The sequence below is a fragment of the Allofournierella sp. genome (assembly GCF_017889395.1).
Lineage (GTDB): Bacteria > Bacillota > Clostridia > Oscillospirales > Ruminococcaceae > Allofournierella.
This window is the reverse complement of sequence record NZ_JAGHKE010000014.1, coordinates 32,395-58,237: the sequence shown is the minus strand read 5'-3', so window position 1 is coordinate 58,237 and position 25,843 is coordinate 32,395. Positions and strand designations below refer to the sequence as shown.

General features: G+C 63.2%; 26 protein-coding genes. 15 read left to right on the top strand and 11 right to left on the bottom strand.

Annotated features, from left to right (window positions below; genetic code table 11):
* From J7G73_RS03075 to J7G73_RS03035, 9 genes are all read right to left on the bottom strand, one after another.
* Nucleotides 1–333: glycosyltransferase family A protein (locus J7G73_RS03075; RefSeq protein ID WP_291245179.1), on the bottom strand; the 333-nt coding region annotated here is incomplete at its 3' end.
* 30 nt (nucleotides 334–363) lie between these two features.
* Nucleotides 364–1,377 carry a glycosyltransferase gene (locus J7G73_RS03070; RefSeq protein WP_291245178.1) on the bottom strand — a complete coding sequence of 338 codons (1,014 nt, stop codon included), beginning with the start codon at nucleotides 1,375–1,377 and terminating at the stop codon, nucleotides 364–366.
* Nucleotides 1,374–2,324 (bottom strand): glycosyltransferase, encoded by a 951-nt coding sequence (locus tag J7G73_RS03065; RefSeq protein ID WP_291245177.1) that lies wholly within the window; start codon nucleotides 2,322–2,324, stop codon nucleotides 1,374–1,376. Before J7G73_RS03065 ends, J7G73_RS03070 begins: the two co-directional genes overlap by 4 nt.
* A complete protein-coding gene (locus J7G73_RS03060) occupies nucleotides 2,321–3,586 on the bottom strand; it encodes a glycosyltransferase family 4 protein (RefSeq protein ID WP_291245176.1) in 1,266 nt (421 codons plus the stop codon). Before J7G73_RS03060 ends, J7G73_RS03065 begins: the two co-directional genes overlap by 4 nt.
* A 3-nt stretch (nucleotides 3,587–3,589) precedes the next feature.
* Complete coding sequence (locus tag J7G73_RS03055; protein ID WP_291245175.1) at nucleotides 3,590–4,825, bottom strand: glycosyltransferase; 1,236 nt, start codon at nucleotides 4,823–4,825, stop codon at nucleotides 3,590–3,592.
* A 25-nt stretch (nucleotides 4,826–4,850) separates the two neighbouring features.
* Nucleotides 4,851–5,831, bottom strand: coding sequence for a glycosyltransferase (locus J7G73_RS03050; protein WP_087292552.1), 981 nt, complete (start codon nucleotides 5,829–5,831; stop codon nucleotides 4,851–4,853).
* Between the two features lie 19 nt (nucleotides 5,832–5,850).
* Nucleotides 5,851–6,969 carry a glycosyltransferase family 1 protein gene (locus tag J7G73_RS03045; protein WP_291245174.1) on the bottom strand — a complete coding sequence of 373 codons (1,119 nt, stop codon included), beginning with the start codon at nucleotides 6,967–6,969 and terminating at the stop codon, nucleotides 5,851–5,853.
* 150 nt (nucleotides 6,970–7,119) lie between these two features.
* Nucleotides 7,120–7,365, bottom strand: a complete 246-nt coding sequence (locus J7G73_RS03040) for an IreB family regulatory phosphoprotein (RefSeq protein ID WP_087292549.1) — start codon at nucleotides 7,363–7,365, stop codon at nucleotides 7,120–7,122.
* A 128-nt stretch (nucleotides 7,366–7,493) separates the two neighbouring features.
* Nucleotides 7,494–8,990 (bottom strand): hypothetical protein, encoded by a 1,497-nt coding sequence (locus J7G73_RS03035; protein ID WP_291245173.1) that lies wholly within the window; start codon nucleotides 8,988–8,990, stop codon nucleotides 7,494–7,496.
* Nucleotides 8,991–9,181: 191 nt separating this feature from the next.
* Between J7G73_RS03035 and J7G73_RS03030 the strand changes: the two genes are divergently transcribed.
* From J7G73_RS03030 to J7G73_RS03000, 7 genes are all read left to right on the top strand, one after another.
* On the top strand, nucleotides 9,182–9,853 hold the full coding sequence (locus tag J7G73_RS03030) for a response regulator transcription factor (protein WP_291245172.1): 672 nt from the start codon (nucleotides 9,182–9,184) through the stop codon (nucleotides 9,851–9,853).
* Nucleotides 9,846–10,832, top strand: a complete 987-nt coding sequence (locus J7G73_RS03025) for a HAMP domain-containing sensor histidine kinase (RefSeq protein ID WP_291245171.1) — start codon at nucleotides 9,846–9,848, stop codon at nucleotides 10,830–10,832. The genes J7G73_RS03030 and J7G73_RS03025 overlap by 8 nt, the downstream gene beginning before the upstream one ends.
* Nucleotides 10,833–10,907: 75 nt before the next feature.
* Nucleotides 10,908–11,591 (top strand): ABC transporter ATP-binding protein, encoded by a 684-nt coding sequence (locus J7G73_RS03020; RefSeq protein WP_291245170.1) that lies wholly within the window; start codon nucleotides 10,908–10,910, stop codon nucleotides 11,589–11,591.
* A complete protein-coding gene (locus J7G73_RS03015; RefSeq protein WP_291245169.1) occupies nucleotides 11,588–13,390 on the top strand; it encodes an ABC transporter permease in 1,803 nt (600 codons plus the stop codon). Before J7G73_RS03020 ends, J7G73_RS03015 begins: the two co-directional genes overlap by 4 nt.
* Nucleotides 13,391–13,470: 80 nt before the next feature.
* Nucleotides 13,471–13,851 (top strand): holo-ACP synthase, encoded by a 381-nt coding sequence (locus J7G73_RS03010; RefSeq protein ID WP_291245168.1) that lies wholly within the window; start codon nucleotides 13,471–13,473, stop codon nucleotides 13,849–13,851.
* Between the two features lie 114 nt (nucleotides 13,852–13,965).
* Entirely contained in the window at nucleotides 13,966–14,316 is a 351-nt protein-coding gene (locus J7G73_RS03005; RefSeq protein ID WP_058962553.1) for a type II toxin-antitoxin system PemK/MazF family toxin, read from the top strand.
* Between the two features lie 219 nt (nucleotides 14,317–14,535).
* Nucleotides 14,536–16,416, top strand: coding sequence for a hypothetical protein (locus J7G73_RS03000; RefSeq protein WP_291245167.1), 1,881 nt, complete (start codon nucleotides 14,536–14,538; stop codon nucleotides 16,414–16,416).
* Between the two features lie 74 nt (nucleotides 16,417–16,490).
* Here the strand turns inward: J7G73_RS03000 and murC are convergent, their stop codons facing one another.
* Complete coding sequence (gene murC, locus J7G73_RS02995) at nucleotides 16,491–17,864, bottom strand: UDP-N-acetylmuramate--L-alanine ligase (protein ID WP_291245166.1); 1,374 nt, start codon at nucleotides 17,862–17,864, stop codon at nucleotides 16,491–16,493.
* Between the two features lie 334 nt (nucleotides 17,865–18,198).
* On the opposite strand from murC, the gene J7G73_RS02990 reads away from it, so the two are divergent.
* Both J7G73_RS02990 and J7G73_RS02985 read left to right on the top strand, forming a co-directional pair.
* Nucleotides 18,199–18,999 (top strand): NAD(P)-dependent oxidoreductase, encoded by an 801-nt coding sequence (locus tag J7G73_RS02990; protein WP_291245165.1) that lies wholly within the window; start codon nucleotides 18,199–18,201, stop codon nucleotides 18,997–18,999.
* A complete protein-coding gene (locus J7G73_RS02985; protein ID WP_087292520.1) occupies nucleotides 18,996–19,571 on the top strand; it encodes a dipicolinate synthase subunit B in 576 nt (191 codons plus the stop codon). The genes J7G73_RS02990 and J7G73_RS02985 overlap by 4 nt, the downstream gene beginning before the upstream one ends.
* Here J7G73_RS02985 and J7G73_RS02980 read toward each other — a convergent pair.
* Nucleotides 19,568–20,152, bottom strand: coding sequence for a 5-formyltetrahydrofolate cyclo-ligase (locus J7G73_RS02980; RefSeq protein ID WP_291245164.1), 585 nt, complete (start codon nucleotides 20,150–20,152; stop codon nucleotides 19,568–19,570). The two genes, J7G73_RS02985 and J7G73_RS02980, sit on opposite strands and share 4 nt — an antisense overlap.
* Before the next feature lie 224 nt (nucleotides 20,153–20,376).
* On the opposite strand from J7G73_RS02980, the gene J7G73_RS02975 reads away from it, so the two are divergent.
* The 6 genes from J7G73_RS02975 to J7G73_RS02950 all read left to right on the top strand — a co-directional run bounded on the left by J7G73_RS02975 (nucleotide 20,377) and on the right by J7G73_RS02950 (nucleotide 25,778).
* Nucleotides 20,377–21,810 (top strand): D-alanyl-D-alanine carboxypeptidase family protein, encoded by a 1,434-nt coding sequence (locus tag J7G73_RS02975; protein WP_291245163.1) that lies wholly within the window; start codon nucleotides 20,377–20,379, stop codon nucleotides 21,808–21,810.
* A gap of 241 nt (nucleotides 21,811–22,051) precedes the next feature.
* The gene (locus tag J7G73_RS02970; RefSeq protein ID WP_291245181.1) at nucleotides 22,052–23,152 is read left to right on the top strand and encodes a DegT/DnrJ/EryC1/StrS aminotransferase family protein; all 1,101 of its coding nucleotides are present in this window, start codon (nucleotides 22,052–22,054) and stop codon (nucleotides 23,150–23,152) included.
* A gap of 13 nt (nucleotides 23,153–23,165) precedes the next feature.
* Nucleotides 23,166–23,597, top strand: a complete 432-nt coding sequence (locus tag J7G73_RS02965) for an FdtA/QdtA family cupin domain-containing protein (protein ID WP_291245162.1) — start codon at nucleotides 23,166–23,168, stop codon at nucleotides 23,595–23,597.
* A gap of 40 nt (nucleotides 23,598–23,637) precedes the next feature.
* A complete protein-coding gene (gene rfbC, locus J7G73_RS02960; RefSeq protein WP_291245161.1) occupies nucleotides 23,638–24,204 on the top strand; it encodes a dTDP-4-dehydrorhamnose 3,5-epimerase in 567 nt (188 codons plus the stop codon).
* 12 nt (nucleotides 24,205–24,216) lie between these two features.
* Nucleotides 24,217–25,011, top strand: a complete 795-nt coding sequence (locus J7G73_RS02955; protein ID WP_291245160.1) for an ABC transporter permease — start codon at nucleotides 24,217–24,219, stop codon at nucleotides 25,009–25,011.
* 50 nt (nucleotides 25,012–25,061) lie between these two features.
* Entirely contained in the window at nucleotides 25,062–25,778 is a 717-nt protein-coding gene (locus J7G73_RS02950; protein WP_087292953.1) for an ABC transporter ATP-binding protein, read from the top strand.
* The last annotated feature ends 65 nt before the right edge of the window (nucleotides 25,779–25,843 follow it).

Genomic DNA, 25,843 nt, shown 5'->3' with positions numbered 1-25,843 from the left:
CTCCCGGTTCTCCATGGCCTGTACGGTCTTTTCAAAGGCCTTGGGCAGCAGCATGTCGTCCGCGTCCACAAAGGTGATGTAACGGCCCTCGGCCGCCTGAATGCCCGCGTTCCGGGCCGCCGCCGCGCCCTTGTTGGGCTGGGTCAGCACCCGAACCCGCTCATCCTTGCGGGCGAACTCGGCGCAGAGATCAGCGGTGCGGTCGGTGGAACCGTCGTTCACCAGAATCAGCTCGAACCAGGCAAAACTCTGGTCCAGCACGCTCTGTACGCTTTTTTCAAGATATTCCTCCCCGTTGTACACGGGCATGATACAGCTCAATACAGCCGCCATAAATATGTTTGCCTCCTTGGGAAAAAAGAATCATAGGGCATGGCTGGTGCTGCACCGCAGCCAGCACCAGAGCGCCATGGGCAGGGCCAGCCGCAGCCCCACGCAGATACGGTAGGGCAGGGCCATCAGCCGGTTTTGGTCCGCCGCCAGCCAGTCAGCCAGCGTCTTGCGGGCAGCGGGCAGGGCCAGCATCCGGGCAAAGGCCTTCCGGTAGCCCCGCAGGGAAAGGGGGCCCTTCCGGCTCATCAGCACCGACATCTGCGCCACGGCCACGTTGCCCTGCCGGGCAGCGGCCAGAGCCTGAGCGCCGGCCTCATCCAGCCCGTAATGGGCAGCGAACGCGAGCAGCGCCGCCCGGGTAGCTTGCTCGGCGTCCAGCAGGTCCGCACGCAGCGACCGGGAGAGCGAGCCCTCGCCGGTGTGGTCGCAGGCGTAGAAGTTGGTGGGAATGAACCGCACCGGCCCGCAGCGCCGCAGGGCCAGCAGGTTGAACAGAAGGTCCTCGTTGATTTTCAGAGCCGGGTCAAAGCGCACCGGCCCGATCACATGGGCCTTGTAGATCTTATTGTAAGGGGCCGCGAACTGGCCGGTGGTCACCAGATACCGCTCGAACTGGTCTGCCAGTTCTGCCAGGCTCTCGTAGGCGGCATCCGGCAGGGGCGGTTCCGGCGTGTAGCCGATGTTCTCCACCCCGAAAAACAGCACGTCCGTACCCTCGTCCAGAATGGGCAGGGCAGTCTCGTACAGACCGGGCAGCACCCAGTCATCCGCGTCCACAAATTGCAGATACCGCCCGGCGGCGGCGTCCAGACCTGCGTTGCGGGCAGCGCTGGCCCCGGCGTTCTTCTGGTGGATCACCCGCACCCGGCTGTCCTGCTCGGCAAGCCGGTCGCACAGCGCGCCGCTGCCGTCCGGGCTGCCGTCGTCCACCAGAATCAGCTCCAGGTCGGCGGGCGCCTGGCAAAGGATGCTCCGGGCGCACTTTTCTAGAGTGCCCTCGGCCTTGTAAACCGGCACAATTACGCTGATGGAAGGCTGATTCATGCGTTTCTCCCTCCCGTGAATTTGTGGATGACCAGCGCAAGGCACCGGCCGATAAAGTAAAAGGGGAACAGCGCCTTTGTGGAGAGGGGCATTCTGCCCATCAGCCGCACAAAGGGCCCGAGATCGCCGTATTTGATCCGGTCGATGAAGGGGTAAAAGCTGCCCGCGCACAGGCATTTGGCAAAGGAGTATTTGCCCTGCCAGTAGCGGCGGCTGGCATTCACCACATCCAGAAAATCCGCGTATTTTTTCAGGGCACTCTGGGTGCCGTTGTAGTTCTGGTGGTTTTCGTCGGTGCCCGCCACCCGATAGCCGGAAAGGGCCTCGTCCATCACGAACACCTTGCCCCGGTCCAGATACAGCATGCACAAAGCAAAGTCCGCGATGCTGCGGTTGGCGGTCACGTAGTCGTAAAGGTCCTTGTCAGCCGGGTCAAAGATGTTTTTCACAAGGCAGGCGGTGCAGGAATAAGTCACGCCGGCCAGAAACAGCTCCATGGTGGCGTCCTTGCCCAGAATGCGCGCATCATCCGGCAGGGTGCCGTAGGTGTTGCCCGCGTCGTCGGTGAGTAGAAGGGTGTGGCTCACCGCCAGATAGTCCGGGTGCGCGCGCAGAAAATCCACCTGCTTTTGCAGCTTGTTCTCGTCCCGCCACCAGTCGTCGCCCTCCAGGGTACAGACATACTGGCCCTTGGCGGCGCACAGGCCCTCGTACCAGTTGCGGCTGATGCCCACGTTTTCCTCCCGCAGGTTTAGCCGGATAATCTCGGGGAAGCGGGCTGCATAGTCCTGCAGAATGGCGCGGGTGCCGTCCGAGCCGCAGTCCTCGGAGATGTAGATTTCAAAGGGAAAATCGGTCTTCTGGGCCAGCACACTGTCGATAGCCGTGCCGATGTAGCGTTCCTGATTGTAGGTGGTGATGAGTACCGTCACCAAGGGCTGGTTCACGGTCTGACCTCCTTTGCTTCGCAAAGCTGGTGGTAAAGGGCCATCTGCGCGGCGGCAATGGCCTTGGGGTCGTGGTCCGCCAGCGCCCGGGCCCGGGCGGCCTTGCCCATGGTTTCAGCGGCGATGGGATCGTCCAGCAGCGCCAGCACCGTCTCGGCCAGCTGGCCGGGCTGGGCCGGGTCGAAGAGCAGGCCTTCTTTTCCGCTTTCCAGCATGCTGGGGATGCCGCCCACGTTGGCAGCGGCGCAGGGCATGCCCAGAAGCATGGCCTCGCCCAGCGAGTTGGGGCTGTTCTCCACGCTGCTGGGCATCAGAAAGACACTGCTCTGCAAAAAGCAGGTCTTCATGGCGTCGGCGCTCAGCACACCGGTGTAGCGGATGCGGTCGGCCACGCCCAGACAGCGGGCCAGAGAATCCAGATAGCCGGAATACTCCGCCAGCCAGTTCATCACCGGGCGCAGCAGCACGCCCTTCTGGGGCGGGGGCCAGCCCGCCACATCCACCTGCACATCCGGGTAACGGGCGGCGATGGCGGGCAGCGCCTCGATCACCCGGTGCAGTCCCTTTAAGGGAATGTTGCCCTGGCTCACAAAAATGCGGGGACGGCGCAGCACGTCCCGCTGCCAGCCGCCCTGATAAAAGGCCGGGCGGAGAATCTCATTCAGCCTGTAATACCGGGCGGCGGGGTTCACCGAGGCGGCAAAGGCCTTGTCCCATTCGGTGCGGCCCAGCAGGTTCTGGGCCAGCAGAAAGGCCTTTTTCTCCGCTTCGCCCTTTTCCAAAAGGCCCTCCCGCAGCTGGCGCACGGTAGCGCCGCCGGTTTTGGCGGCCAGACGCTCCTTGAGCCGCTGGCGGCGCAGAAAGCGGGGCGGCAGGCCGTCGGCCATGTGCTCGCCGCAGGGCCCGGCCAGGCCCTGGATGTAAAGCAGCGTTTTCTGGGGCGCAAAGCTTTCCAGCGCCCACACGGCATGGTCGTTCTCGGTGCCGAAGATCTGCAACAGGTCCGGCTGCTCGGCGGCCAGCGCCGCCTGCAGGGCCTCCTTGCCGCCCGCGGCGGACAGGGCCAGATACACCGCCCCGCCGATCTCCCGCCGCTGGGTCTCGCTCACCGCCGGGCTGTAGGCGCACAGGATGAGCCGCACCGGCTGCTTCTCCAGCGCCTGCTGCAGGGCCATCACCCAGCTGCCGCTGGCCTGCACCGGCAGGTCCAGCGCCCGGGCCATGGGCGGGGGCAGAAAATTCAAAAGCCAGAATACCGTCATGGTTCAGCCTCCAAGGGTTTCCTCCAGGCAGCGGGCCGCCGCCTGGGGCGTGTTGGATTCAAAAAGCCGTGCCGCTTCCTCAAAGGGCAGGCGGCTGCGCCCCTTTTCGGCCAGAAAGGCCGAAAGTCGGGCAAGGACCTCCGGCCCGGCGCCCTCGGATTCCAGCAGGGTCAGGGCCAGGGGCCAGCGGTTAAAGTAGGGGCGGCAGGGGTCGTTTTTCAGCTTGGCCAGATGCAGCACCGGCCGGCCCGCCGCGAAGTATTCAAAGATCTTGCTGGGCACCTGGTTGTCCACCCCGTTGCCCAGGCTTAGTAGCACATCCGCTTTGGCCACCTCCTCCGCCGCTCGGACAGCGGGCAGCGGACCGGTGACGATCAGCCGGTCGCCCAGAATCTTCCGGTAGGGCTCCAGCAGGTCGGCGGGGTAGTTCTCCCAGCCGCCGCCCACGAACACCAGCTCCAGCTTCGGGTCGTTCAGCGCGCAGAACAGCTCCAGCGCGTAGTGGGGGGTGCGCAGGGTGGGGTACAGACTGCCCACGAACACGCAGCGCAGCCGCCCGCCTTCCCTCTGCACATGAGGCGCAGGGGGCGGGGAAACCAGACTGGGGAAGTCCAGCACACGGGCCTTGGCCGCATAGCTTTCCAGCGGTGCGCCGGGGGCGTAATATTGGGTCATGGCCGGGGCGATGAACACCGCGTCCAGCGCCGCCAACAATTCCTTCTCCCGCTCAAATGTGCCGGGGGCGGAGTAGCTGTGGTTGGCCGCATAGGGGTCCATCTGCCAGCTGGCCTTTTTGCCGCCGAAATCGGCAGCGGCCAGCGCGAAGCTGCCCGCGTAGGGGGCAGCCACCGCCACCGCCGCATCAAAGTGATATTGACGGTCCAGCGCCTCGATGGCTTTTTTCGCCGCCGCGATGCGTCGGGGCTTTTTCAGGGCGATCTGCCGCACTGCGGCCAGCGCCGCCGCCGGATGGGCGCAGAGTTTCAACAGCCGCAGCGGCACCGGGGTGCCGCCCGGGTTGCCGAATTCCAGCACCCGGTTCATCATCCGCTCGTCCGCAAAGGGCAGCAGGGTCCGGCCGCAGCCGGGCTGCTCAGGGGGGACGGTCTCGCCGTCATACAGTTCCAGAAAATGGACCGTGTGCCCCTGCTGCGCCAGCAGCGCTGCCGCCCGCCGGGCAATGGCCGGGGTGGGGGCGAGGGGAAATTCCACACTGTCCAGAATGCAAAGCAGTTTCATGCAAAAAACCTCAGAACACGGCCGGTCAGCGCCGGTCGGTGAGCATCAGCCGGCACAGCCCGGCGTAGAATACGCCGCCCCAGCAGGAGAGCAGGGCAGCCAGCTTCATCGCGCGGGAAAGATGCGGGTTCTTCAGCGCCTTGCCAAGGCTTGCCCGGATCTCCTTTTTCAGCGAGCGGTGCTCGGCGGTAAAATCCTTCGCGTTTGCCTGGCGCAGGATCATGCTGTTCAGATAGAGCAGCTTCTCGTAATAGAAGGCCTCAGCCGATGCCTCCAGCGGGCCGCCGCGGGCGGTGTCCAGAATGGTGCGGGCCACGAAGATCTGGTCGGTGAGCACCCGGTCCTTCAGGGGCCGGTGGGTGGTGGAGGCCGCGTGCTGGCGGTAGTAGTAGCCGATGAAATCCGCAAAGGCCATGCCCCGGGCGTGCTGCAGAATGTTCCAGTTCAGATATAGATCCTCGTTGTAGACCACCGGGGAATAGAAGGGGATATTGTCGAACAGATGGCGGGCGTATAGCTTGTTGCACAGGCTGTATTCCACTCGCTTGTCGTGCATCAGGGCGTCCAGATGGGCCGGGCTCTCGAAGGTGAGGCAGTCGTCCGGGCAGGGACCGGGCTCCGGCGGCGGGCCGAAAAAGGGAATGAACCGGCAGCAGCTCACCGGCAGATCGGTCTTGAGGCACTCGTCCAGCAGCAGCTGGAGCATCTCCGGGTGCAGCAGGTCGTCGCCGTCCACAAAGGCCAGGTATTCGCCCCGGCTGTGGGTCACGCCGGTGCCCCGGCCGCCGATGATGCCCAGGTTTTCCTGGTGGATGGTGCGAAAGCGGCTGTCCTTCGCGGCGTATTCGTCGCACACCTGGCCGGAGCCGTCCTGGCTGCCGTTGTCGATCATCAGCACCTCCAGATTGTGGTAGGTCTGGGCGGCGATGCTCTCCAGGCAGGGGCGCAGGTAATCGCCGGTGTTGTACACCAGTACCACCACCGAGACAAGGGGCGTTTGATTCATAAAAGCATCCTCCCGGGATTCAGTCGTTGGAATGGGCCAGGCCCAGATAGAAGTTGGTCAGCCAGTCGGCGGTCTGGCGGATGTCGTACCCCGCCGCGGCGATCTGCGCCCGGGGCGAAGATCGCACCGGGCGGTTCTGCACCGCCTGCTCCAGTGCGGTGTCCGCCCAATGCTCGTCGGAATCCTCCAGCGAAAGCTGGCGTACCAGCGGGGTCACGCACACCTCGCTGGTGATGGTGGAGGCGGCGGTGACCGGCAGGCCGGAGGCCTGGGCCTCGATCAGGGTCACCGGCAGACCCTCGTGCAGCGAGGGGAACAGAAAGCCGTCCATGCCCTGCAAAAGCCGGGGAACATCCTCCCGGCTGCCCAGAAAATGAACGCAGTCCGCAAGGCCCAGCCGGGCGGCCTTCTGGCGCATCTCGTCCAGCAGAGGGCCGGTGCCCGCCAGCAGCAGGGCGCTGTTTGGTGCTTTTTTGTGAAGCACGGAAAAGATATCCAGAATCCGGTCGTGGTTTTTCTGGGGGGTGAACCGGCCCACATGGCCGAACACCAGGCATTCGTCCGAAAGGCCGAACTCCTCCCGCACACTGGCGCGGGCCACCTCGCTCACCGCAAAGCGCTCCGGGTCGATGCCGTTGAGCACGATATGCGCCCGGGCCGACTCGGGGCCGAACATCCAGTCCGCCGCCGCTTTGGAGCAGGCGAACAGATGAGTGGCGTTGGGCAGTACCATTTTGCCGTAGTAGTCCTTGACCACCTGGAAGGCAAACCCGCCCTCGTTCTGGGTGTTGTGGCTGTGGGCAATGCGCACCGGGATGCCGGCCTTTTTGGCCTCGCGCATCACAAGGCCGCTGAATTTATCCATGTGGGAATGTACGATGGGGTAGCGGGGGCTTTCGGTGAGCACCCGGTCCAGCGCATGGGTGTAGACGAAGGGGCCCTTCTGAGTGATGAAGGGGATGCGGTGGATCACACCGCCCAGCGCCTCGATCTCGCTTTCGTACACGCCGAGAAAGGAGCTGATAAAATCGAACTGCACCGCATCTCGGTCGATGCAGCGGTACAGATTCATAATCAGGCTTTCATACCCGCCGTGGGCCAGCCCCGCCACGCAGTGGAGCACACGCACAGCCGCCATAAAAAGCACCTCGCTTTGCGCGGGCAAAACAGATACCTGCTTTGGCCCGCAATAATACAGTCTATAGTATAACAAAAAGCCCGGGCTTTGCAAAGCCCGGGCACAAAGGAAAAACCGGCCCCGTGCGGCGCACGGAACCGGTTTGAAGGATCAGGGATTGATGTAGTTGCGAACCAGCGCCTGCAGCAGATCGTCGCGGTCCACGCGGCGGATCAGCGAGCGGGCGTTTTTGTAGGTGGTGATGTAGGTGGGGTCCTCGGAAAGGATATAGCCCACCAGCTGGTTGATGGGGTTGTACCCCTTTTCCTTCAGCGCGTCGTAGACCTCCTGCACAACGGCACGGATCTCCCGGTCGCGGTCGTCATAAATGGAGAATACAGCGGTAGGATCAGACATAAAACGGCCCCCCTTTTTTGCAGAAATCAATTTAGATACAGTATACCCCATTTGGTCGTGGATTGCAAGGCTGACTGGTGCAAAAGTGCAAAAATATGCGTGGGAATGTTGAAAATGCGCAGTGGTTTTCAGCCGATCCGGCGGAACAGACTGTAGGGCAGCAGCACACCGTCGTAGGTCTGGTATTCGGTGCACACCAGCTCGTAGTGCTCCTCCATGCCGGGCAGCGGGCCCTCCTCGCGGGTCACGATGAAATCAAAATAGCCCTCTTCCACCATCTGGCGCACCGGCGCCTCCAGCTCCTGGTAGTTGGGCAGGTTGATGCGGCAGAAGAACCGGCAGGATGGTGTGATGTCGCTGGAAAGATAGAACCCGCCGTCCAGAAAGCCGTAGTTCAAAAGGGACTGACCGCCCTCCTGCTGAATGATGGCAGCAAATTTGGTCTGCACCAGATCCTCCTTTTTTAGCTCCATGAAGGACACATTGGGGCTGAAGGCCAGGCACAGCGCCAGGCTGAGGGCCAGCGCGGGCACAAAGCCGATTTGAACCACACCCCGGGGCAGCCGGGCGGGCAGCTTCTGCACCAGACTGCCCAGGCAGGCAAAGCCCAGCACGGCGTAGACCGAAAGAGGAAAACCGTAATAGGGCCAGCCCATGGAACCGGCCCAGATGAAAAAGCCGGAAAAGAACACGAGGGCAAGCAGCGCCGCCTTGGCTGCGGGATGCAGAACGCCGCGCCGAAGCACAAAGAACACGCCGCCAACAAGTGCCAGCACCGCCCACACCGGGTTGGCCAGCGCGGTACTGAGGCCGCTCATCACCAGATTGTACAGCGGGGTGCTCCAGTGGGTGGGGGTGGTGGCGTAGGAGGTGAGGTTTGCCCCGAAATAGGTCTGGAACAGATCCGGCAGCGCGCCGCCCAGTGCATAGGGCAGCAGGATGGGCACCGAGATGACGGCCATTCCGCCCAGAAAAGCGCCGCAGGCGGCCAGCGCCCGGCCGAAGGAACGATGGCCGATCCAGATCAGAAAGGCAAAGCAGGCCATCCAGGCAAAGTGCAGCCCCAACAGGGTGAACTTGATCCAGAAGATGGCCCCGGCGGCAGCGCCGTTCAGCGCGAAGACCCAGAAAGACGGAAGCTGTTTGCCGGGCCCGAAACAGGCCAGAAAGAAATACAGGGCGATGGCCAGCAGCGGCAGGCAGAATTCCTCGGCGCTGTCGCCCTGGGCAAAGGCGGGGCTGGCGTAAACGCAGGCGGCCAGCAGCGGCAGCGAGAAGAAGGTCCAGCCACGGCCGCAGTACAAAAGCAGGGTGCGGGCGCTGGCATACAGAAAAGCCCATCCGGCAAGTACCTCCAGCAGCCATACGCCGAAGAAGCTGGTGCTGCTTACCGCAGCCGCGGCCCAGTGCAGCAGATACAGCAGCGGGCCCTTGTGGTCCAGCAGGTCCCGGTAGGGCATCAGGCCCTGGTGCATCCCCCGCCCGATGGTGAAGTAGATGTTGGCGTCCACCCAGTCATTGGTGGCGTACAGTGGGCTGGAACGGGAGCAGACCGCCAGAACCGCAAACGAACACAAAAGGCAGAAAAGCGGCAGGGTGTACCGCCGCGTGAGCAGATTTTTCATAATGCCACCTCGGTGAGATCAGTCGCGGCGTATCGCCCGAGCAGGCGCACGGCCGCGACTGTATTGTAGCATGGATGCCAGCCCCGGGCAAGCGGCCGGGCCGGGAAAGTGACAGTCCCGTCACCCGAAGCGGCGGATTTTCCGGTATAATTAAGGCAATACGAAAACAGAAAAGAGGGGGAAGGAAACGGATGAAACTTCTGCTTGTGGAGGACGAGGCGGCCATCGTACTGCCGCTGCAAAAGCTGCTGGAGCGCCAGGGCTGGCTTGTCACGGCTGCCGCCACGGTGGCCGGGGCGCTGGCTGCCATGGAACGGGAAAGCTTCGACGCGGCGCTGGTGGACCTGGGCCTGCCGGACGGCAGCGGCGAAGAGGTCTGCTGTGCGCTGCGCGGGCGGGGCGATGCGGCCATTCTGATCCTCACCGCCCGGGCGGATGAGGGCAGCGTGGTCCGTGCGCTGGAAGGCGGCGCGGACGATTACATCATCAAGCCCTTCCGGGCAGGGGAGCTGATCAGCCGGGTGAAGGCGGTGCTGCGCCGCCGCAAGGGGCCGGAGCTGTTGTGCTTCGGCGGGCTCACGGTGGACCGGCGCAGTGCACGGGTGTTTGTGGGCGAAGCCCAGATTCCCCTCACCGCCCAGGAATACCGGCTGCTGCTGGTGTTTCTTTCCAATCCCGGCCAGATCCTGGAGCGGGGCCAGCTGCTGCAGGCACTGTGGGACCAAGAGGGCAATTTTGTGAACGACAACACCCTCACCGTCACCGTGAAGCGGCTGCGGGAAAAGCTGGCGGAGGGCTGCGGCTGGCACATTGCCACGGTGCGGGGCCTGGGCTACCGCTGGGAGGAGGAGCCGGATGCATAGCAGGGAGTTTTACCGGATGCTGGCGGTCATGCTGGCTCTGACGGCGGCTGCGGCCATCGGCCAGAGCCTTGTCTGGGGTGTGCCCGGCATGGTCGCCGCACTGCTTCTGGGCGGGGCGCTCACCGCCCTTGCCGTGGTATACACCCTGCGGCGGTACCGGCGCATCGGGCAGCTGTCGGAGTATCTGGCCCAAGTCTACACCGGGGGCCAGCCGCCCCGGCTCAGCGGCCAGACCCCGGGGGAGCTGAGTGCGTTACAGGATGATCTTTACAAAATCACCAGCATTCTGCAGCAGCAGGCGGCGGCGCTGGAGGCGGACAAGCGCTTCCTGGCGGACAGCCTGAGTGACATCGCCCACCAGCTGCGCACCCCCCTTTCCGCCATTCTGCTGCAATGCGATTTTCTGCGGGAGGAGCTCCCGCCCGGGGAAGCGGAGGAGGGCCTTGCCCAGATCGAGACCCAGACCGGCCGCATTCGCTGGCTGGTGGAGGCATTGCTGCGCCTTTCCCGGCTGGATGCGGGAGTGGTGCCCTTTGAAAAGAAGGAGCATCCCGCTCGGCAGGTGCTCCAGCGGGCGGCGGGCGGTCTGGCGGAGTTTTATTTAAAGCGCGGGGTGGAGCTGCAGGCGGATTGCCCGGAGGGGCTTTTCTGCGTCTGCGATCTGGAATGGACCGCCGAGGCGCTGGCGAACCTGTTGAAAAACGCTGCCGAGCACACCCCGCCCGGTGGCCGGGTGCGGGTGGAGTGCAGCTGCCAGGCGCTGTATTTTGAATTCCGGGTGCAGAATGAGGGCTCGGCCATTCCGGAGGAGGAGCTGCCCCGGTTGTTCGAGCGGTTCTGGCGGGGCGCCTCGGCCAGCCCGGGCAGCGTGGGCATCGGTCTGCCGCTGGCCCGCAGCATCGTCCGGGGCCAGCAGGGGGACGTGACCGCCGAAAACACCCCGGAGGGCCCGCTTTTTCGGCTGCGGCTGTTCCGGTGACGAAACCGTCAGCAGGCCGTCACCGGCCTGTCACCGGGGCGGGGTATTCTTTGGGCAGGAAAGGAGGTGGTCCGCTTGCCGTTTCTGGAAGTGGAGCATCTGACAAAGATCTATGGGACCGGGGCAAATCAGGTAAAAGCCCTGGACGATGTGAGTTTTACCGTGGAGAAGGGCCAGTTCGTGGCCATTGTGGGGCCGTCCGGCTCCGGCAAATCTACCCTGATGCACCTGCTGGGCGGGGTGGACCGGCCCACCGGCGGTACGGTGCGGCTGAGCGGTATGGACCTGGCAAGCCAGCCGGACGAGACGCTGGCGGTTTTCCGCCGCCGCCAGATCGGTCTGGTGTATCAGTTCTATAATCTGATCCCGCTGCTCACTGTAAAGGAAAACCTGCTGCTGCCCCTGCTGCTGGACGGTCGCCGCCCGGCGCCGGGTCAGCTGGAGGGTATCGTGGAGCAGCTGGGCATTGAGGGCAAGCTGGATGCCTTTCCGGACCAGCTGTCCGGCGGGCAGCAGCAGCGGGTAAGCCTGGGGCGGGCGCTCATCACCCGGCCCGCCCTGCTGCTGGCGGACGAGCCCACCGGCAACCTGGACGGGGCCAACACCGCCCAGGTAATGGAGCTGCTGCGGGCCATCCACAAGGGCACCGGCCAGACCATTCTGATGATCACCCACGACCGTGAGCTGGCCCAGCAGGCACAGCGGGTGTTGGTGATCGGGGACGGCCGCCTGCAGAGAGACGAGGTGATCCGTCCATGAGAGCCATCTGGTCGGTTACGGTGCGCCAGCTGCTGCGGGGAAAGGTGAGCACCGGGTTTGCCTTTCTGAGCGTGCTGCTCAGCTCGGTGCTGCTCAGCGCAGTGCTGCTGGGGGGCGATTCCTTGGTGTACACCCTGAATGTGAAATATTACAGCGAGTTCGCGCTGGTTGCGATGGCGGCGGTGAAGCTGCTGCTGTGCATTTTGCTGGCGGGTACCGCGCTGATGATCCGGGGCGGGTTCTGGCTCTCGCTGGAGCGGCGTACCCGGATGCTGGGCCAGCTGGCCAGCGTGGGGGCCACCCCGGCCCAGCTGCGGGCCAGCGTGCTGCTGGAGGCGGCCCTGCTGGGTGTGGTGGTCATTCCGCTGGGAATGTTCGTTGCGGTGTTGGGCCTGCAGGTGGGTTTCTTTGCCATGAACCAGACCCAGGGCATCCAGACCATCACCAACGGGCAGGGCATCCGAATGGCGGTTCAGGCAGATCGTCTGGCGGCCGCGGCGCTCTGGTGTGCGCTGGCGCTGCTGCTGGCCGCCTGGGGCCCCGCCCGGCGGGCGGCACGGCTTTCCCCCATGCAGGCCATGCGGCCCCAGCTGCAAAATGTGCCCAAACAGAAGGGAAAACATGCCCAGGTCAGTGCGGTGCGCCTGCTGGCAAAGCGGGCCAGGCAGCGGACGCCCGGCCGCTACCGGGTGCTGAGCCTGGGCCTTGCGGTGAGCGCTGCGCTAATCCTGATGGCCTTCACCTTCAACCGGGCGCTGATCCGTAACTACGACGTGAGCCACGCGCCCTTTTCCTACCGCGTCTACCTCTGGGGAGACCAGAGCGGCCAGTATCCCGAAGAGCTGCTGCGGGAGGTGGCCGAAGCGGTGCCGGATAAGCCCGGCACGGTGACCGAGCTGATGGAAAAGTTTTACGGGGTGCAGGAAGAGCGCATGCTCAACACTCTCCAGATCGTGCTGGAGGACGAGGATTTTGAAAGCTGGTACGGCCAGCCGCTGGCCGGTGAAGAGGGCATGGTTCCGGTGGTCTGGGCGAAAGCGGCTTCCGATCTTTCTCCGGAGGAGCTGGGCGAGGAAACGCTGTTTTGGAAATATGCCGGACCGCAAATGGTGGTGGCTGGAACCAGTGACGCACCGCTGCCCGGCGGAATCAGGCAAAAGGGCGCGGAGGACGACCGGTTCACGCTGGTGCTGGTTACCAGCCGCAGCGCCTTTGAGGCCAGTGGAATCTCCTTCGGGCAGGGGGAGATCCGCAGCTATGCGGTTTATTGGGATGTGGAAGACGGCCGGGCCATTACCCGGGCGGTGGCGCCGGTTCTGGCCGGGCGTGGGCTGCAGTATGAGCTTCAGGACTACACTCCCACCGGCCAGACCGCGCTGATTGGCAGCGGGGTGCGCATTCTGCTTACGGTGTTCTGCGGCGGCTTTGCGGCGGTGGTGCTGCTCACCAGCGCGGCCAACATCCTGAGCACCGTCAGCAGCGGCATGCTGCAGCGGCGGCGGGAGCTGTCGCTGCTGCTGTCCGCAGGCATGAGCCGCCGCCAGCTGGCCCGTATGCTGGCCTGGGAGTGTCTGGGTTATGGCATTCGGGGAATGGTGTGGGGAGTTCCGGCGGGCTTTGTGCTCACCTGGCTGTTGGCGGACCAAATACTGGGCATCCCGCTGCTCAGCTCCCTCAGCCCGGCGGCGCTGCTCACCCCGGTGGTCTGCGTGGGGGCGGTGAGCGCTTTGGCACTGCTGGTCTCGCTGCGCATGCTGCGCCGGTTTTCCATTCTGGAGGGCCTGGCCCAGAGGGACTGACCGCTTGCGCCCTGCCCGGCGGTTCCGTATAATAAAAAGCGAGAAACGGCCCCGGCGGGGCAAACGAGGGGGAACAGCCAATGATCTACGGCATCGGCACCGATCTGGTGCGCACCGACCGAATGGAAAAAAGCCTGGCCAGCCCGGCCTTTCTGCGGCGGGTGTTCGGCGAGGAGGAGCGGGCCTTTCTGCTGAGCCTCTCTCCCCGCAAGCAGCCGGAAAGCGCCGGCGCGAACTTTGCAGCCAAGGAGGCCTTTTTGAAGGCCTGTAGCACCGGCATCGGCGGCTTTGCCCTTTGTGAGATCCAGGTGCTGCGCGCCGAGAGCGGTGCGCCCTACTACGCCCTTACCGGGCAGGCGGCGGCATGGCTGAAAGAAAACCGGCTCACCGCCCACCTGAGCCTGAGCCACGATGGCGGTCTTGCCCAGGCCTTCACGATTCTGGAGCAAACCGGCGATTAAGCGCCGGGCAAGGCGGGCATACTACCACCAGAACACATCCAAACAGCCCCGCAGCGGCGGGGGCACATAGGCGTGCGCCGTGCTTCGGGGCGGATCACTGGAGGGAGTATGACCATGGAAGTGCATAGAGGCGAAGTGTTTTACGCGGACCTGAGCCCGGTGGTGGGCTCGGAGCAGGGCGGCATCCGCCCGGTGCTGATTCTGCAGAACGATGTGGGCAACCGCCACAGCCCCACCGTGATTGCGGCGGCCATTACATCAAAGCAGGACAAAACCCATCTGCCCACCCACATCGGCCTGCAGGCCCAGACCTGCGGCCTGACCCGCAACAGCATCGTGCTGCTGGAGCAGATCCGCACGCTGGACAAGCGCCGTCTGCGGGAAAAGGCGGGCCGTTTGAGCGAGAGCGACCAGCGCCGGGTGGATCAGGCCCTGGGCATCAGCGTGGGGCTTGTGAGCATGTGAACTGCAAAATAACGAAGAACGCCGTTCCGGTAAAATCCGGGGCGGCGTTCTTCGTTGCCTGTGGAATTGCCGCCCGCTTCGTGGTATGATAAAGGCAGCACCGCACAATTCACGCCCCAAGGCTCAGGCGGCGTATCGCGCCAAAATTTCCGGCGCGCTCCACCACCTGAAATTGTGCGATGTTGCCTAAAACAAAAACGCACGGGAAGTGAGAAGCAAGTGATTTATCTGTATTGGGTGGCGGTGTTTGCGGTCATCGCTCTGGCGCTGGCGGTCCAGTTCGGCCGCAGGCTGGAGCAGACCTTCGCCCCGGCTCTGTTCATCGGTATTCTTGTGATGTATCTGTTCGGGCTGGCGGGCTCGCTTTTGTGGAGCCTTGGGGCGGTGAGCCTTCTGGGCGGCGCAGCCGGTGTCTGGCTGGTGGTGCAGGCGGTGCGCCGAAAACAGCTGTTTGTGCACCGGTGGCTGACCCCCGGCGCGGTGGTGCTGGTGGGCATGGTGTTTTTCATTGCCTGGATGCAGTCGGGGCGGCTGGCCATCGGCAACGATGAGTTCAGCCACTGGGCCTACACCGTCAAGGTAATGGTCAACCACGACCAGCTGGGCGTGTGGCATTCGGAGGAGATGCTCTTCGGCGAATATCCTCCGGCGCTGGCGCTGCTGGAATACCTGTTCGTCCGGCTGACCCCCGGCTTCACCGAGGGCTATCTCTACCGGGCCATGATGCTGTTCCAGGTGAGCCTGCTTTTTCCGGTGCTGTCCCGGTTTGGCTGGAAGCGGCTGGGCGGTGCGCTGGCGGGCTTTGCGGGCGTGTTCCTGCTGCCCCTGGCCTTCTACGGCCAGTTCTACAGCGACCTGTGTGTGGACGGCACCCTGGCGCTGCTGTTTGCTTATCTGCTGTACGCCTGGCTGAGCACCCGGCGGCTGCAGGGCTTTGTGACCCTGCAGCTGAGCCTGGGCACTGCGGTGCTGGTGCTCACCAAGGAGAGCGGTGTGATCTTTGCGCTGGCGGCTCTGGCCTTTGTGGCCTGGGACGGCCTGCGCCTGGCCCGGGCGGGCGGTCAGCCCGGCGCGGTGCGTCAGTGTGCGGTGCAGCTGGCCTTCCCGGCGGCTGCTCTGGTGCTGGCCCGGCTGAGCTGGGGTATCGTGGTGGCCATGCAGGGCCTCACCGCGGGCGGCAGCGGCAACACGCTGGAACGGCTGCTTGCCCTGGCAGGCCCCTGGCCGGAAAAGTGGAGCCTGACCCTGTCGGCATTCCTGGAGCATCTGTTCCTGCCGGTGAAAAACGAAAGCGTGCTGCCTCTTTCCCCGGTGGCCTGGCTGGTGCTGGGGATTACGGCGGTCTGGGCGCTGCGGCGAGTACTGCCCCGGCTGGAGCCCAGTCTGCGGCGGCTGAGCCTGGGGCTCGCGGCCGGCTTTGCGGTGTACAGCATCGGGCTTTTGTATCTGTACTTCTTCCAGTTCTCGGACTACGAGGCCACCCGGGTGGCCAGCCTGGAGCGGTATCTGGGCAGCTGGCTGCTGGCGGTGGTGCTGCTGGCGGCGTATCTGGCCCTGGGTGCATGGGGCCGGGTCGAGGGCAAACGGCTGCTGGGCCCGGGCTGCGTGCTGGCGGCGGCGCTGCTTGTGATGCCCGGCACCAGCGCTGAGATCCAGCGTCTGGTGGCCCCGGCCAAGGGCGCGGCGCTGGAACAACAGCAGCGAGCAGCTTATTTCACCCCGGAATCCTTCCCGATGGAATGGGGCGAGAACGACAAGCTGTATTTTGTGGCGGAGGACACCGCCTCTTATGAAGTCCTCTGCGCCCACTACAGCTTCTATCCCCAGGCCATCGATTCCTCCGCCGGTTATAACTTCAACACCGAAGGGGACTGGGCCGCCTGGGCCAATGAGGTGAGTGCCGAGCAGTGGGCCGAGACCCTGACCGACGAGGGCTACACCTACGTGTATCTCTACCAGATCAGCCCCTCCTTTGCGGGCAAATACAGCGAGCTGTTTGCTGACCCGACCGACATTGTGGGCGGCGCGCTCTACGCAGTGCAGACCGCAGAGGACGGCGTGCAGCTGGCCCGGGTCTGGCCCGCCCTGGCCGAGGGCTGAGCCTGACCGAAGAATAAAACAGAAAATGCCCGGAACATCGCAGGATGTTCCGGGCATTTTTTGTTGCAAAGAAATTATTCCAGCATCATGTGAGCGGCCTTGTAGATGTCGCCGCAGCCCATGGTGATCACGAAATCGCCGGGCTGTGCGTGCTCCTTCACATAGTCGGCAGCCTCCTTCAGACCGGCAACCACCACGCTGCCGGGGATCTTGGCGGCCAGGTCCTCGCTCTTCACGCTGCCGTCGTCCACCTCGCGGCTGCCCATGATGGGGGTCAGCACCACATGATCGGTGTCCGCCAGAACCTGGGCGAAATCATCCAGCAGCTCGCGGGTGCGGCTGTAGGTGAAGGGCTGATGCACTGCCCACACCTTGTTGTAGCCCAGCGCGTGGGCGGTCTTCAGGGTGGCGGCGATCTCGGTGGGATGGTGGGCGTAGTCGTCCGCCACGGTCACGCCGTTGAACTCGCCCAGGATCTCGAACCGGCGGCCCGCACCCTTGAAGCTCTCGGAGGCTGCGGCGGCATCCTCGCCGGTCAGGCCAACGGTGAAGCAGCAGGCGGTCATGGCCAGCGCGTTGTAGATGTTGTGGTAACCGGGGGCGCTCAGCTTCAGGTGGGCCACCGGGTAGCCCCACTCCAGCACATCGAACTCATAGAAGCCGGGCTTATGCTCGCGGATGTTCACTGCCTGGTAGTCTGCCTCCGCTTGAATGCCGAAGGTGCGCACGGTACGGTCCAGGCTGTTGATCACCTGCACCACGTTGGTGTCGTCCGCGTTGGCCACGATGGTGTGGCGGGCCATCAGGGCAAACTTCTTGAAGGCAAACTTCAGCTGGCCCATGGTGCCGTAGTAGTCCAGATGGTCGTTGTCGATGTTCAGCAGCACCGCAATGTCCGGCGTGAGGTGCAAAAAGGTCTCGGCGAACTCACAGGCCTCGATCACGATGGTGTTGCCGCTGCCGTTCTTGCCGTAACCGCCGATCAGGGGCAGCTTGCCGCCGATCACCGCGGCAGGGTCCTGCCCGGCCAGCTCCAGCAGGCTGGTGATCATGGAGGTGGCAGTGGTCTTGCCGTGGGTGCCCGCCACGCAGATGCTGCGGGGGTACAGCCGGCTCACATAGCCCAAGAGAACGCTGCGCTCCAGCATGGGAATGCCCCGGGCATCCGCCTCCCGCAGCTCGGGGTTGTCCTTGTGAATGGCGGCGGAATACACGATCATATCCGCGCCCAGCACGTTTTTGGCGTCGTGCCCCATGAACACCTCGATGCCCATGGCCCGCTCCGAGTCGATGATGCTGCCCTCGTTCACATCACTTCCGGTGATGGTATAGCCCCGGGCATGCAGGATCTGCACCAGCGGATACATACCGCTGCCGCCGATGCCGATGAAATGGAGGCGCTTTACGCCGTCCAGCAAGTTGGCATTAAAGCCGCTCAGGAAGTTCATTATGGTCCACCTCTCCTTAGCATGATGGTATCCCGAAAAAAGGGTCCCGGCGGCCCGGGGGAGCCGCCGCACATGTGCCCGGCACGCAAAACGCGCCGAATATGGATTTCTGTAGCTATCATTATATAATTTTTGCTCCACAAAATAAACACTTTAAGGGCATTTTTTGGGATGTGTTCGATGAATTTTTCCGTTTTGGCGAAAAACGAACCGTTTTTTTTACCAAAATGCCAAGGCAAAGTGAGGCCGCACACTTGCAGCCGGGCAGGCATAGCATGGGCAAAAGCAGCGCGGTCTTTGGCCGCGCATCCACACAAAAGGGGGAGCGCAAACGATGGCAAACGAAAAGAAAACGGTGTTTGCCGTGCTGGGTACGGATGCCCGCCAGCGGGCCGCGGCGGACCGCCTGCGCCAGCAGGGCTGGCAGGTGGTGGGGCGGGAACGGCTGGCGACGGCGGATGTGATCCTGCTGCCCATGCCGCTGAGCGGTGAGAGCGAGGAGCTGGTCCGGCTGCTGGCAGGGGCAAAGCCCGGCGCGAGAGCCTATGGCGGCAGGGTGAGCCCGGCTGCCCGGCAGGCTGCCGAAGGGGCGGGGGTGCCGCTGGGGGATTATCTGGAGCGGGAGGAGCTGGCAGTGCTGAACGCGGTGCCCACTGCCGAGGGCTGCATCGCCCTGCTGCTGCAGAACCGTACCCGCACGCTCTGGAACAGCCCGGTGCTGGTGCTGGGCTACGGCCGGTGCGGCGCGGCGCTGGCGGTGCGGCTGGCGGCACTGGGGGTCAGGGTCACGGTGGCGGCCCGCAGCCCCGGCCAGCGAGCCCAGGCCGAAAGTCAGGGCCTGACTGCCTGCGGGCTGGAACAGCTGGAGCAGCTGCTGCCCGGCTTTGAGACGGTGGTGAACACCATCCCGGCGCCGGTATTGGAACGGCGGGAGCTGGCGGCACTGGCACCGGGCAGTCTGGTGATCGATTTGGCCAGCCTGCCCGGCGGGGTGGATCTGGAGGCGGCGGAGGCGCTGGGGCTCCGGGCCATCCGGGCGCTGAGCCTGCCGGCTCGCTGTGCGCCGGTGACTGCCGGGGAATTTGTGGCCGACACGGTGCTGGCCATGCTGCGTGAGGAGGGAGTGTGCATATGAACGAAAAAACTGTGGTGTGGGCGCTGTGCGGCAGCTTCTGCACCTTCGAGAGCATCTTGCCGCGCATGGAGGAGCTGGTGAAAAGCGGGGTGCGGGTGCTGCCGCTGATGAGCTTCAATGCTGCCGGGCTGGATACCCGATTCGGCGCGGCGGCGGACTGGAAACGGCGGCTGGAGCAGCTGTGCGGCATGCCGCCCATCGAGACCCTGCAGGGCGCCGAGCCGCTGGGGCCGAAAAACATGGCCCAGGCGATGGTCATTGCCCCCTGCACCGGCAACACTCTGGCCAAGCTGGCCCACGGCATCAGCGACACGCCGGTCACTCTGGGGGCAAAAAGCATGCTGCGCAGCGGCAGGCCGGTGGTCATCGCCCTTTCCACCAACGACGGGCTGGCGGCCAGCTTTGCCAACCTGGCGGCGCTGACCAACCGCAAACATTATTATATAGTGCCCTTTGCCCAGGACGATTACCTGAAAAAGCCCAGCAGCCTGCAAAGTGATTTTTCCCTGATCGGCGACACGCTGGAATCCGCCCTGCGGGGCCGTCAGCTGGGGCCGATGCTGAACATTTAGCCTTCCAAGAGAAAGCCCTGCTCGGTGAGCACAAGGTCTGCCCGGCGGTCGTGGGATTCGGCGGGCAGGTCGTTTTGTACCAGTGCGGCAGGGCAGAGCAGCACCGCCGGGCAGCGGCAGCGGGGCAGAAAACGGTCGTAGTAGCCGCCGCCCTGGCCCAGTCGCCGTCCGTCGGGAGCGGCCATCAGGCAGGGAGCGATCACCAGGTCCAGCCGTCCGGGGTCAAGGGCGGGTAGATCGGGTGCGGGCTCCAGCAGGCCGAAGCGGGCGGGGGTCAGCTGGTTCAGGCTGGTGATGGGCACCGCCTCCATGAAGCCCTCCGGCCCGGTGCGGGGCACGCAAAGGGTCTTGCCCTGGGCCAGCGCCAGCTCCAGCAGCGGTCGGGTGGAGGGCTCGCGGGCGGTGCTCACAAAGCAGAACACCGCCCCGGCCTGCTGCCATAATTCACGTTTCGTCAGATATTCAGCCATGGCACGGCCCCAGGCGGCGGTCTGCTTCGGGCCTGCCTGGCCCAGAACAGACCGGGCCCGGGCGCGAAGGGCGGCCTTGCGGGCGGTGATGGGATCGGAATGATATTCCATAAAAGGAAGCCTCCGTTTCGGCAAGCGCACCGGCTTGCAGGATTTGACTGTATCATAGCATAAAAACCACCGCCGCCGTGCACAGGGATGCAAACATTCTGTGGAAATTTTGTGCAGAACTTGAACCGGGGGCGGGCGGTAAGCTATAATAAATCAGTTAAAGCAGTGTATCGCAAAATTGCGAAAGCAAACGGCAAAACCAACAGATAAAGGATGTATTCGGTTTGAAAAAACTGGTTTCAATATTGGCGGCCGCTGTGCTTGGCGCAGCTGTGCTGGCCCCTTCCGCTGCAGCGGAGGACCTGCCCCAGGTGACCTGTGAGGCCTATGTGGTCATGGACGCGGACACCGGCCAGATCATCATGGAAAAGAACCCGGATGAGGTGCTCTACCCGGCTTCGATCACCAAGATCATGACGCTGGGCCTGACCATGGAAAAGGCGCAGGGCGACTGGTCCGCCCAGCTGACCATCGACTATGATGTTGCCCACAGCCTGCAATCCAATTCCACCCACATCGCCCTTCTGCCCGGCGAGGTGGTGGAGCTGGAGGATGTGATCTACGGCACCCAGATGGAGAGCGCCAACGATGGCGCCAACGCTCTGGCGGAATACTTCGGGGACGACGGCACCATCGCCAGCGGCGTGGCAAAAATGAACGCAAAGGCCCAGGAGCTGGGCCTGACCAATACCCATTATACCAACCCCCACGGCCTGTATGAAGAAGACCATTACACCAGCGCCCGGGATATGGCGAACCTGACCCGCTGGGCCATGCAGCAGCCGGGCTTCATGGATGTATTCTGCCGCAACGAGGAATGGCGTATGCCTGCCACCAACCTGCAGCCCGAGCGGGCCTTCCACTGCACCGACTGGCTGCGGGTGGGTGGGCCGCTGCTGTACCGCGAATACGAAAAGGGCGGCAAAAGCGGCTTCCACGACCAGGCGGGCTACACCTATGTGGGCTATGCCCAGCAGAATGGCCTGAACCTGATCGTGGTGGTGCTGAAATCCGTGGGCCTCAACGGTAACTACAAGGATGCCGCGGCTCTGCTGGACTACGCCTTCGCCCATTACCGGCGGGTGACCATCGCCAGCCCGCAGGATACCTACCAGGTGCCGCTGGTGGGCGGCGGCTTCGAGAGCCTGGGCAATGTGCAGGTGGCCGCCCAGGGGGCCGAGGTGCTGCTGAACGATGCCTTCACCGAGGCGGATGTGACCACTCAGTTTAATATCCCTGAACAGTATGTGTTAGGGCAGAGCTTCTCGGCTACGGTTACCTATCTTCTGGCGGAAAATGCCCTCCAGCCCACGGCTCTGCGCACGGTGAGCCTTTCGGTGAGCGGTCTGGAGCAGATCCTGCAGGCCAACACCTACGTGCCCCAGAAGACAGCGGGTGACGGGCGGATGTACCTTGGCATCGGTGTGGCGGTGGCTGCGGCAGCGGTTGCCATTCTGCTGGCGGTGCGTCTGGTGCGCAGCGGCGGCGGGCTGCAGAGCCTTGCCGCAAAGCGGGCGCAGGAGACCGGCCTGCCCGCGGATTTCCAGATCATCACCCGCAGCGGCCCGGCCGGTTCCACGCCGGTGCGCACGCTGGATGTGCGCCGCTCCTCCACCAAAGAGGGGTACGACGGCCGCACCGATCTGCCCCGGCGCTGAGCGTGTAAACCAACATTTAATAAAAGCAGGCGGCCTGCCGCCCCGGGAAAAGTGAATTCCCGGGGCGGCGGGCCTTTTTTGCGTCTTCGGCAAAGCGGCAAAAGCCGCGTCCCGGCGCCTCAGAGCCTTTTACAGGAATTGCTGTTGCGCTTTGGGGCGGGATGGGGTAAAATATACCATGAATATGTTTGTCCTGCCGTACCGGCGGGACGGTTACACACAGCGGGAGGGAATTGCGTTGATGAACATCATGCCCAACGATCTGGGCCGCCAGTACAGCCTGCACGCGGCGGAGTATGAGGAAAAGGCCCTGCAGGTGCTGCGCAGCGGCTGGTATGTGCTTGGCAAAGAGGTGGAGGCCTTTGAAAAGGAATGGGCCGAATACATCGGCGCAAAGCACTGCGTGGGTCTGGCCAGCGGGCTGGATGCGCTGTGGATCAGCTTTCGGCTGCTGGGCGTGGGCGCGGGCGATGAGGTGATCGTCTGCTCCAATGCCTACATTGCCTGCGTGATGGGCATCTCCATGAACGGGGCCACCCCGGTGTTCGTGGAGCCGGACGAATACGACAACATCGACGCGGAAAAGATCGAGGCCGCGATCACCCCCAAAACCAAGGCCATTCTGGCGGTGCATCTGTATGGCCAGTCCTGCGATATGACCCGTATCATGGCCATTGCAAAAGCCCATGATCTGAAGGTGGTGGAGGACTGCGCCCAGAGCCACGGCAATCACTGGCAGGGCCAGACCGTGGGCACCTTCGGCGATGTGGGCTGCTTCTCCTTCTACCCTACCAAGGGCTGCGGCGCCTTTGGCGACGCGGGCTGCATCGTGACGGGCAGCGATGAGCTGGCACAAAAATTCCGGGTCTACCGCAACTACGGCAGCGAAAAGCGCTACCACAACCAGGTGGTGGGCACCAACTCCCGGCTGGACGAGCTGCAGGCGGGCCTTTTGCGGGTGAAGCTGACTCATCTGGACGACTTCAACGCCGAGCGCTGCACCATCGCCGAGACCTACAACAGGGAATTGAAGAATCCCCATGTGCAGCTGCCCAAGATCCGCCCCGGTGCGGACTGCACCTGGCATCAGTACGTGGTGCATGTGCCCGGCGGGCGCGACGCGCTGGCCGCCTATCTGAAGGAAAAGGGCATCGGCACCATCATCCATTATCCCATTCCGCCGCACCTGTCCGAGGCGTATGCCTATCTGGGCTTCGGCGTGGGGGATTTCCCCATCGCCGAGCGCTACGCCGGCGAGGTGCTCAGCCTGCCCATGTACAACGGCATGACCGAAGAAGAGCAGCGCTATGTGATCGACGCCATCAACCAGTGGGAGCCGTGAGGAAAAGCAGCCGATGAAACAGAATATAAATTACGATAAGGTGAAGCTGCTGCGTTTCGGCGATCTGGGCGACGAGCGGGGCAGCCTGATCGTGGTGGAGGGCGAGCGGGATGTGCCCTTTGCCATCCAGCGAGTGTTCTACATCTACGGCAGCGATGCCACCGTGATGCGGGGCCAGCACGCAAACCGGAACACCGAGTTCGTGCTGGTGAACGTGGCGGGCAAGAGCAAGGTGCGGGTAGACGACGGCCTGGGCCGCGAGCAGGTCTATCACCTGGATCAGCCCAACACCGGCATTTACATCCCCCGCATGGTGTGGAAGGATATGTACGATTTTTCGCCGGACAGTGTGCTGCTGGTGCTTTGCAGCGAGCATTACGACGGAGAAGAATATATTCGCGACTACGAGGCCTTCCGGGCGGAAATCGCCCGGCAAAGCATCTGAGCCTCTGAACGCCAAAACCAGAACAAGGAGACAGATGAAAATGGGAAAATTTACGTTTGTTCAAACTGAACTGCCCGGTGTGGTTGTGATCGAGCCTGCTGTATTCGGCGACGCCCGCGGTTATTTTATGGAGACCTTCCAGAAGGAAGAGTTCGCCGCTGCCGGTATCACCGATGAATTCGTACAGGACAACCAGTCCAAGTCCAGCCGGGGCGTGCTGCGTGGTCTGCACTTCCAGAAGGAGCACACCCAGGGCAAGCTGGTTCGGGTGACTAAGGGCGAGGTGTTCGATGTGGCGGTGGACTGCCGCCCGAACAGCGCCACCTTCGGCAAATGGGCCGGCGTGACCCTGAGCGCCGAGAACAAAAAGCAGTTCTACGTGCCCCAGGGCTTTGCCCATGGCTTCCTGGTGCTGAGCGACGAGGCTGAGTTCTGCTACAAGTGCACCGATTACTACGATCCCACCGCCGAGGGCGGCATCCCCTACAACGATCCCACCGTGAATGTGGAGTGGCCGGACTGCGGCTGTGAGTATCTGCTGAGCGAGAAGGACAAAAAGCATGAGCCCTTTGCCGCCCAGAACTTTGATTGTTTCAAAAAGTGGTAAGGGAGCACCGGTATGCTGAAACTTTATGTGCAGGATTTTCTGCGCTACCGCTACCTGCTGTACAATCTGATCAGCCGTGATTTCAAGCTGAAATACCGCCGCAGCGTGCTGGGTGTGGCCTGGAGCGTGCTCAACCCGCTGATGATGTGCGCGGTGATGTTTGTGATCTTCAACACCCTCATGGCAGGCATGCGGGGCGAAGGCATCGACAATTTCGCCGTATATCTGGTGATCGGTCAGCTGCTGTTCAACTTCTTCCGTGAGTCCACCACCATGGCCATGTCCAGCGTGATGAACAATGCCATGCTGCTGCGCAAGGTGTATATCCCGAAATACATCTTCCCGCTGCAGAAGATCTGCTTCGGTCTGGTGAACTGCCTGTTCAGCTTTATCGCCCTGATCATCGTAATGCTCATCACCCGGGCGCCGCTGCACCCCACCATCCTGTTGGGGCTGTATCCGCTGCTCATGCTGGCGGTGTTCAGCCTGGGCATCGGTATGATTCTGGCCGCTATGGCGGTGTTCTTCCGGGATGTGATCCATCTGTGGGAGGTGTTCACCACCATCCTCATGTGGTTCTCTGCCATCTTCTATACCCCTGAGCAGTTCGGCAATGCCCTGCTGGAGGGTCTGATCGCCCTGAACCCCTTGTATCAGTACATCACCGCCTTCCGCGATACCGTGATGTACGGCCAGCTGCTGAGCGGCGCGCAGATTCTGATCTGCGGCGTGTGGGCGCTGGTCATGCTGGCGCTGGGCGTTCTGGTGTTCAAGAAGACCCAGGATAAATTTGTTCTGTATATGTAAGGAGGCGCGGGAAATTGCAGCAGCCCATTATTGAAGTCAACAACGTTTCCATGCGCTTCAACCTGGCCAAGGAAAAAAGCGAGAGCCTGAAGGAATATTTTTTGCAGCTGGTCAAGGGAAAACTGCGGTTTGATGAGTTCTTCGCCCTGAAGGATGTGAGCCTGCAGGTGCAGCCCGGCGACTTTTACGGCCTGATCGGCCTGAACGGCAGCGGCAAATCCACCCTGCTCAAGGTCATTTCCGGCGTTTACAAGCCCAGCAGCGGCAGCTGCAAGGTGCGGGGCACCGTTGCGCCCCTGATCGAGCTGGGCGCGGGCTTTGACATGGACCTGACCGCCCGGGAGAACATCTACCTGAACGGTACTGTTCTGGGCTTCAGCCCCAAATACATCGACGCTCATTTTGAGGAGATCGTGGAGTTCAGCGAGCTGCGGGACTTCCTGGATGTGCCGCTGAAGAACTACTCCAGCGGCATGGTGGCCCGCCTTGCCTTTGCGGTGGCCACCATCACCAAGCCGGATGTACTCATTGCCGACGAGATCCTGGCGGTGGGCGACTTTCTGTTCCAGGAAAAGTGCGAACAGCGCATGCAGAAGCTGATGAGCGGCGGCACCACCGTGATTCTGGTGAGCCACTCCATCGAGCAGATCGAGCGCATGTGCAACAAGGTGGCCTGGCTGGAGCACGGCCGCATCAAGATGAACGGCCCCACCGAGGAGGTCTGCGAGGCTTACAAGCAGACCACCCGGGAAGACGATAAGATGTAACAACATTACAGCCAAGGCGGCGGGGGAGAAGGCTCCTCTGCTTTCCCTTGGCTGTTTTCAAAAGG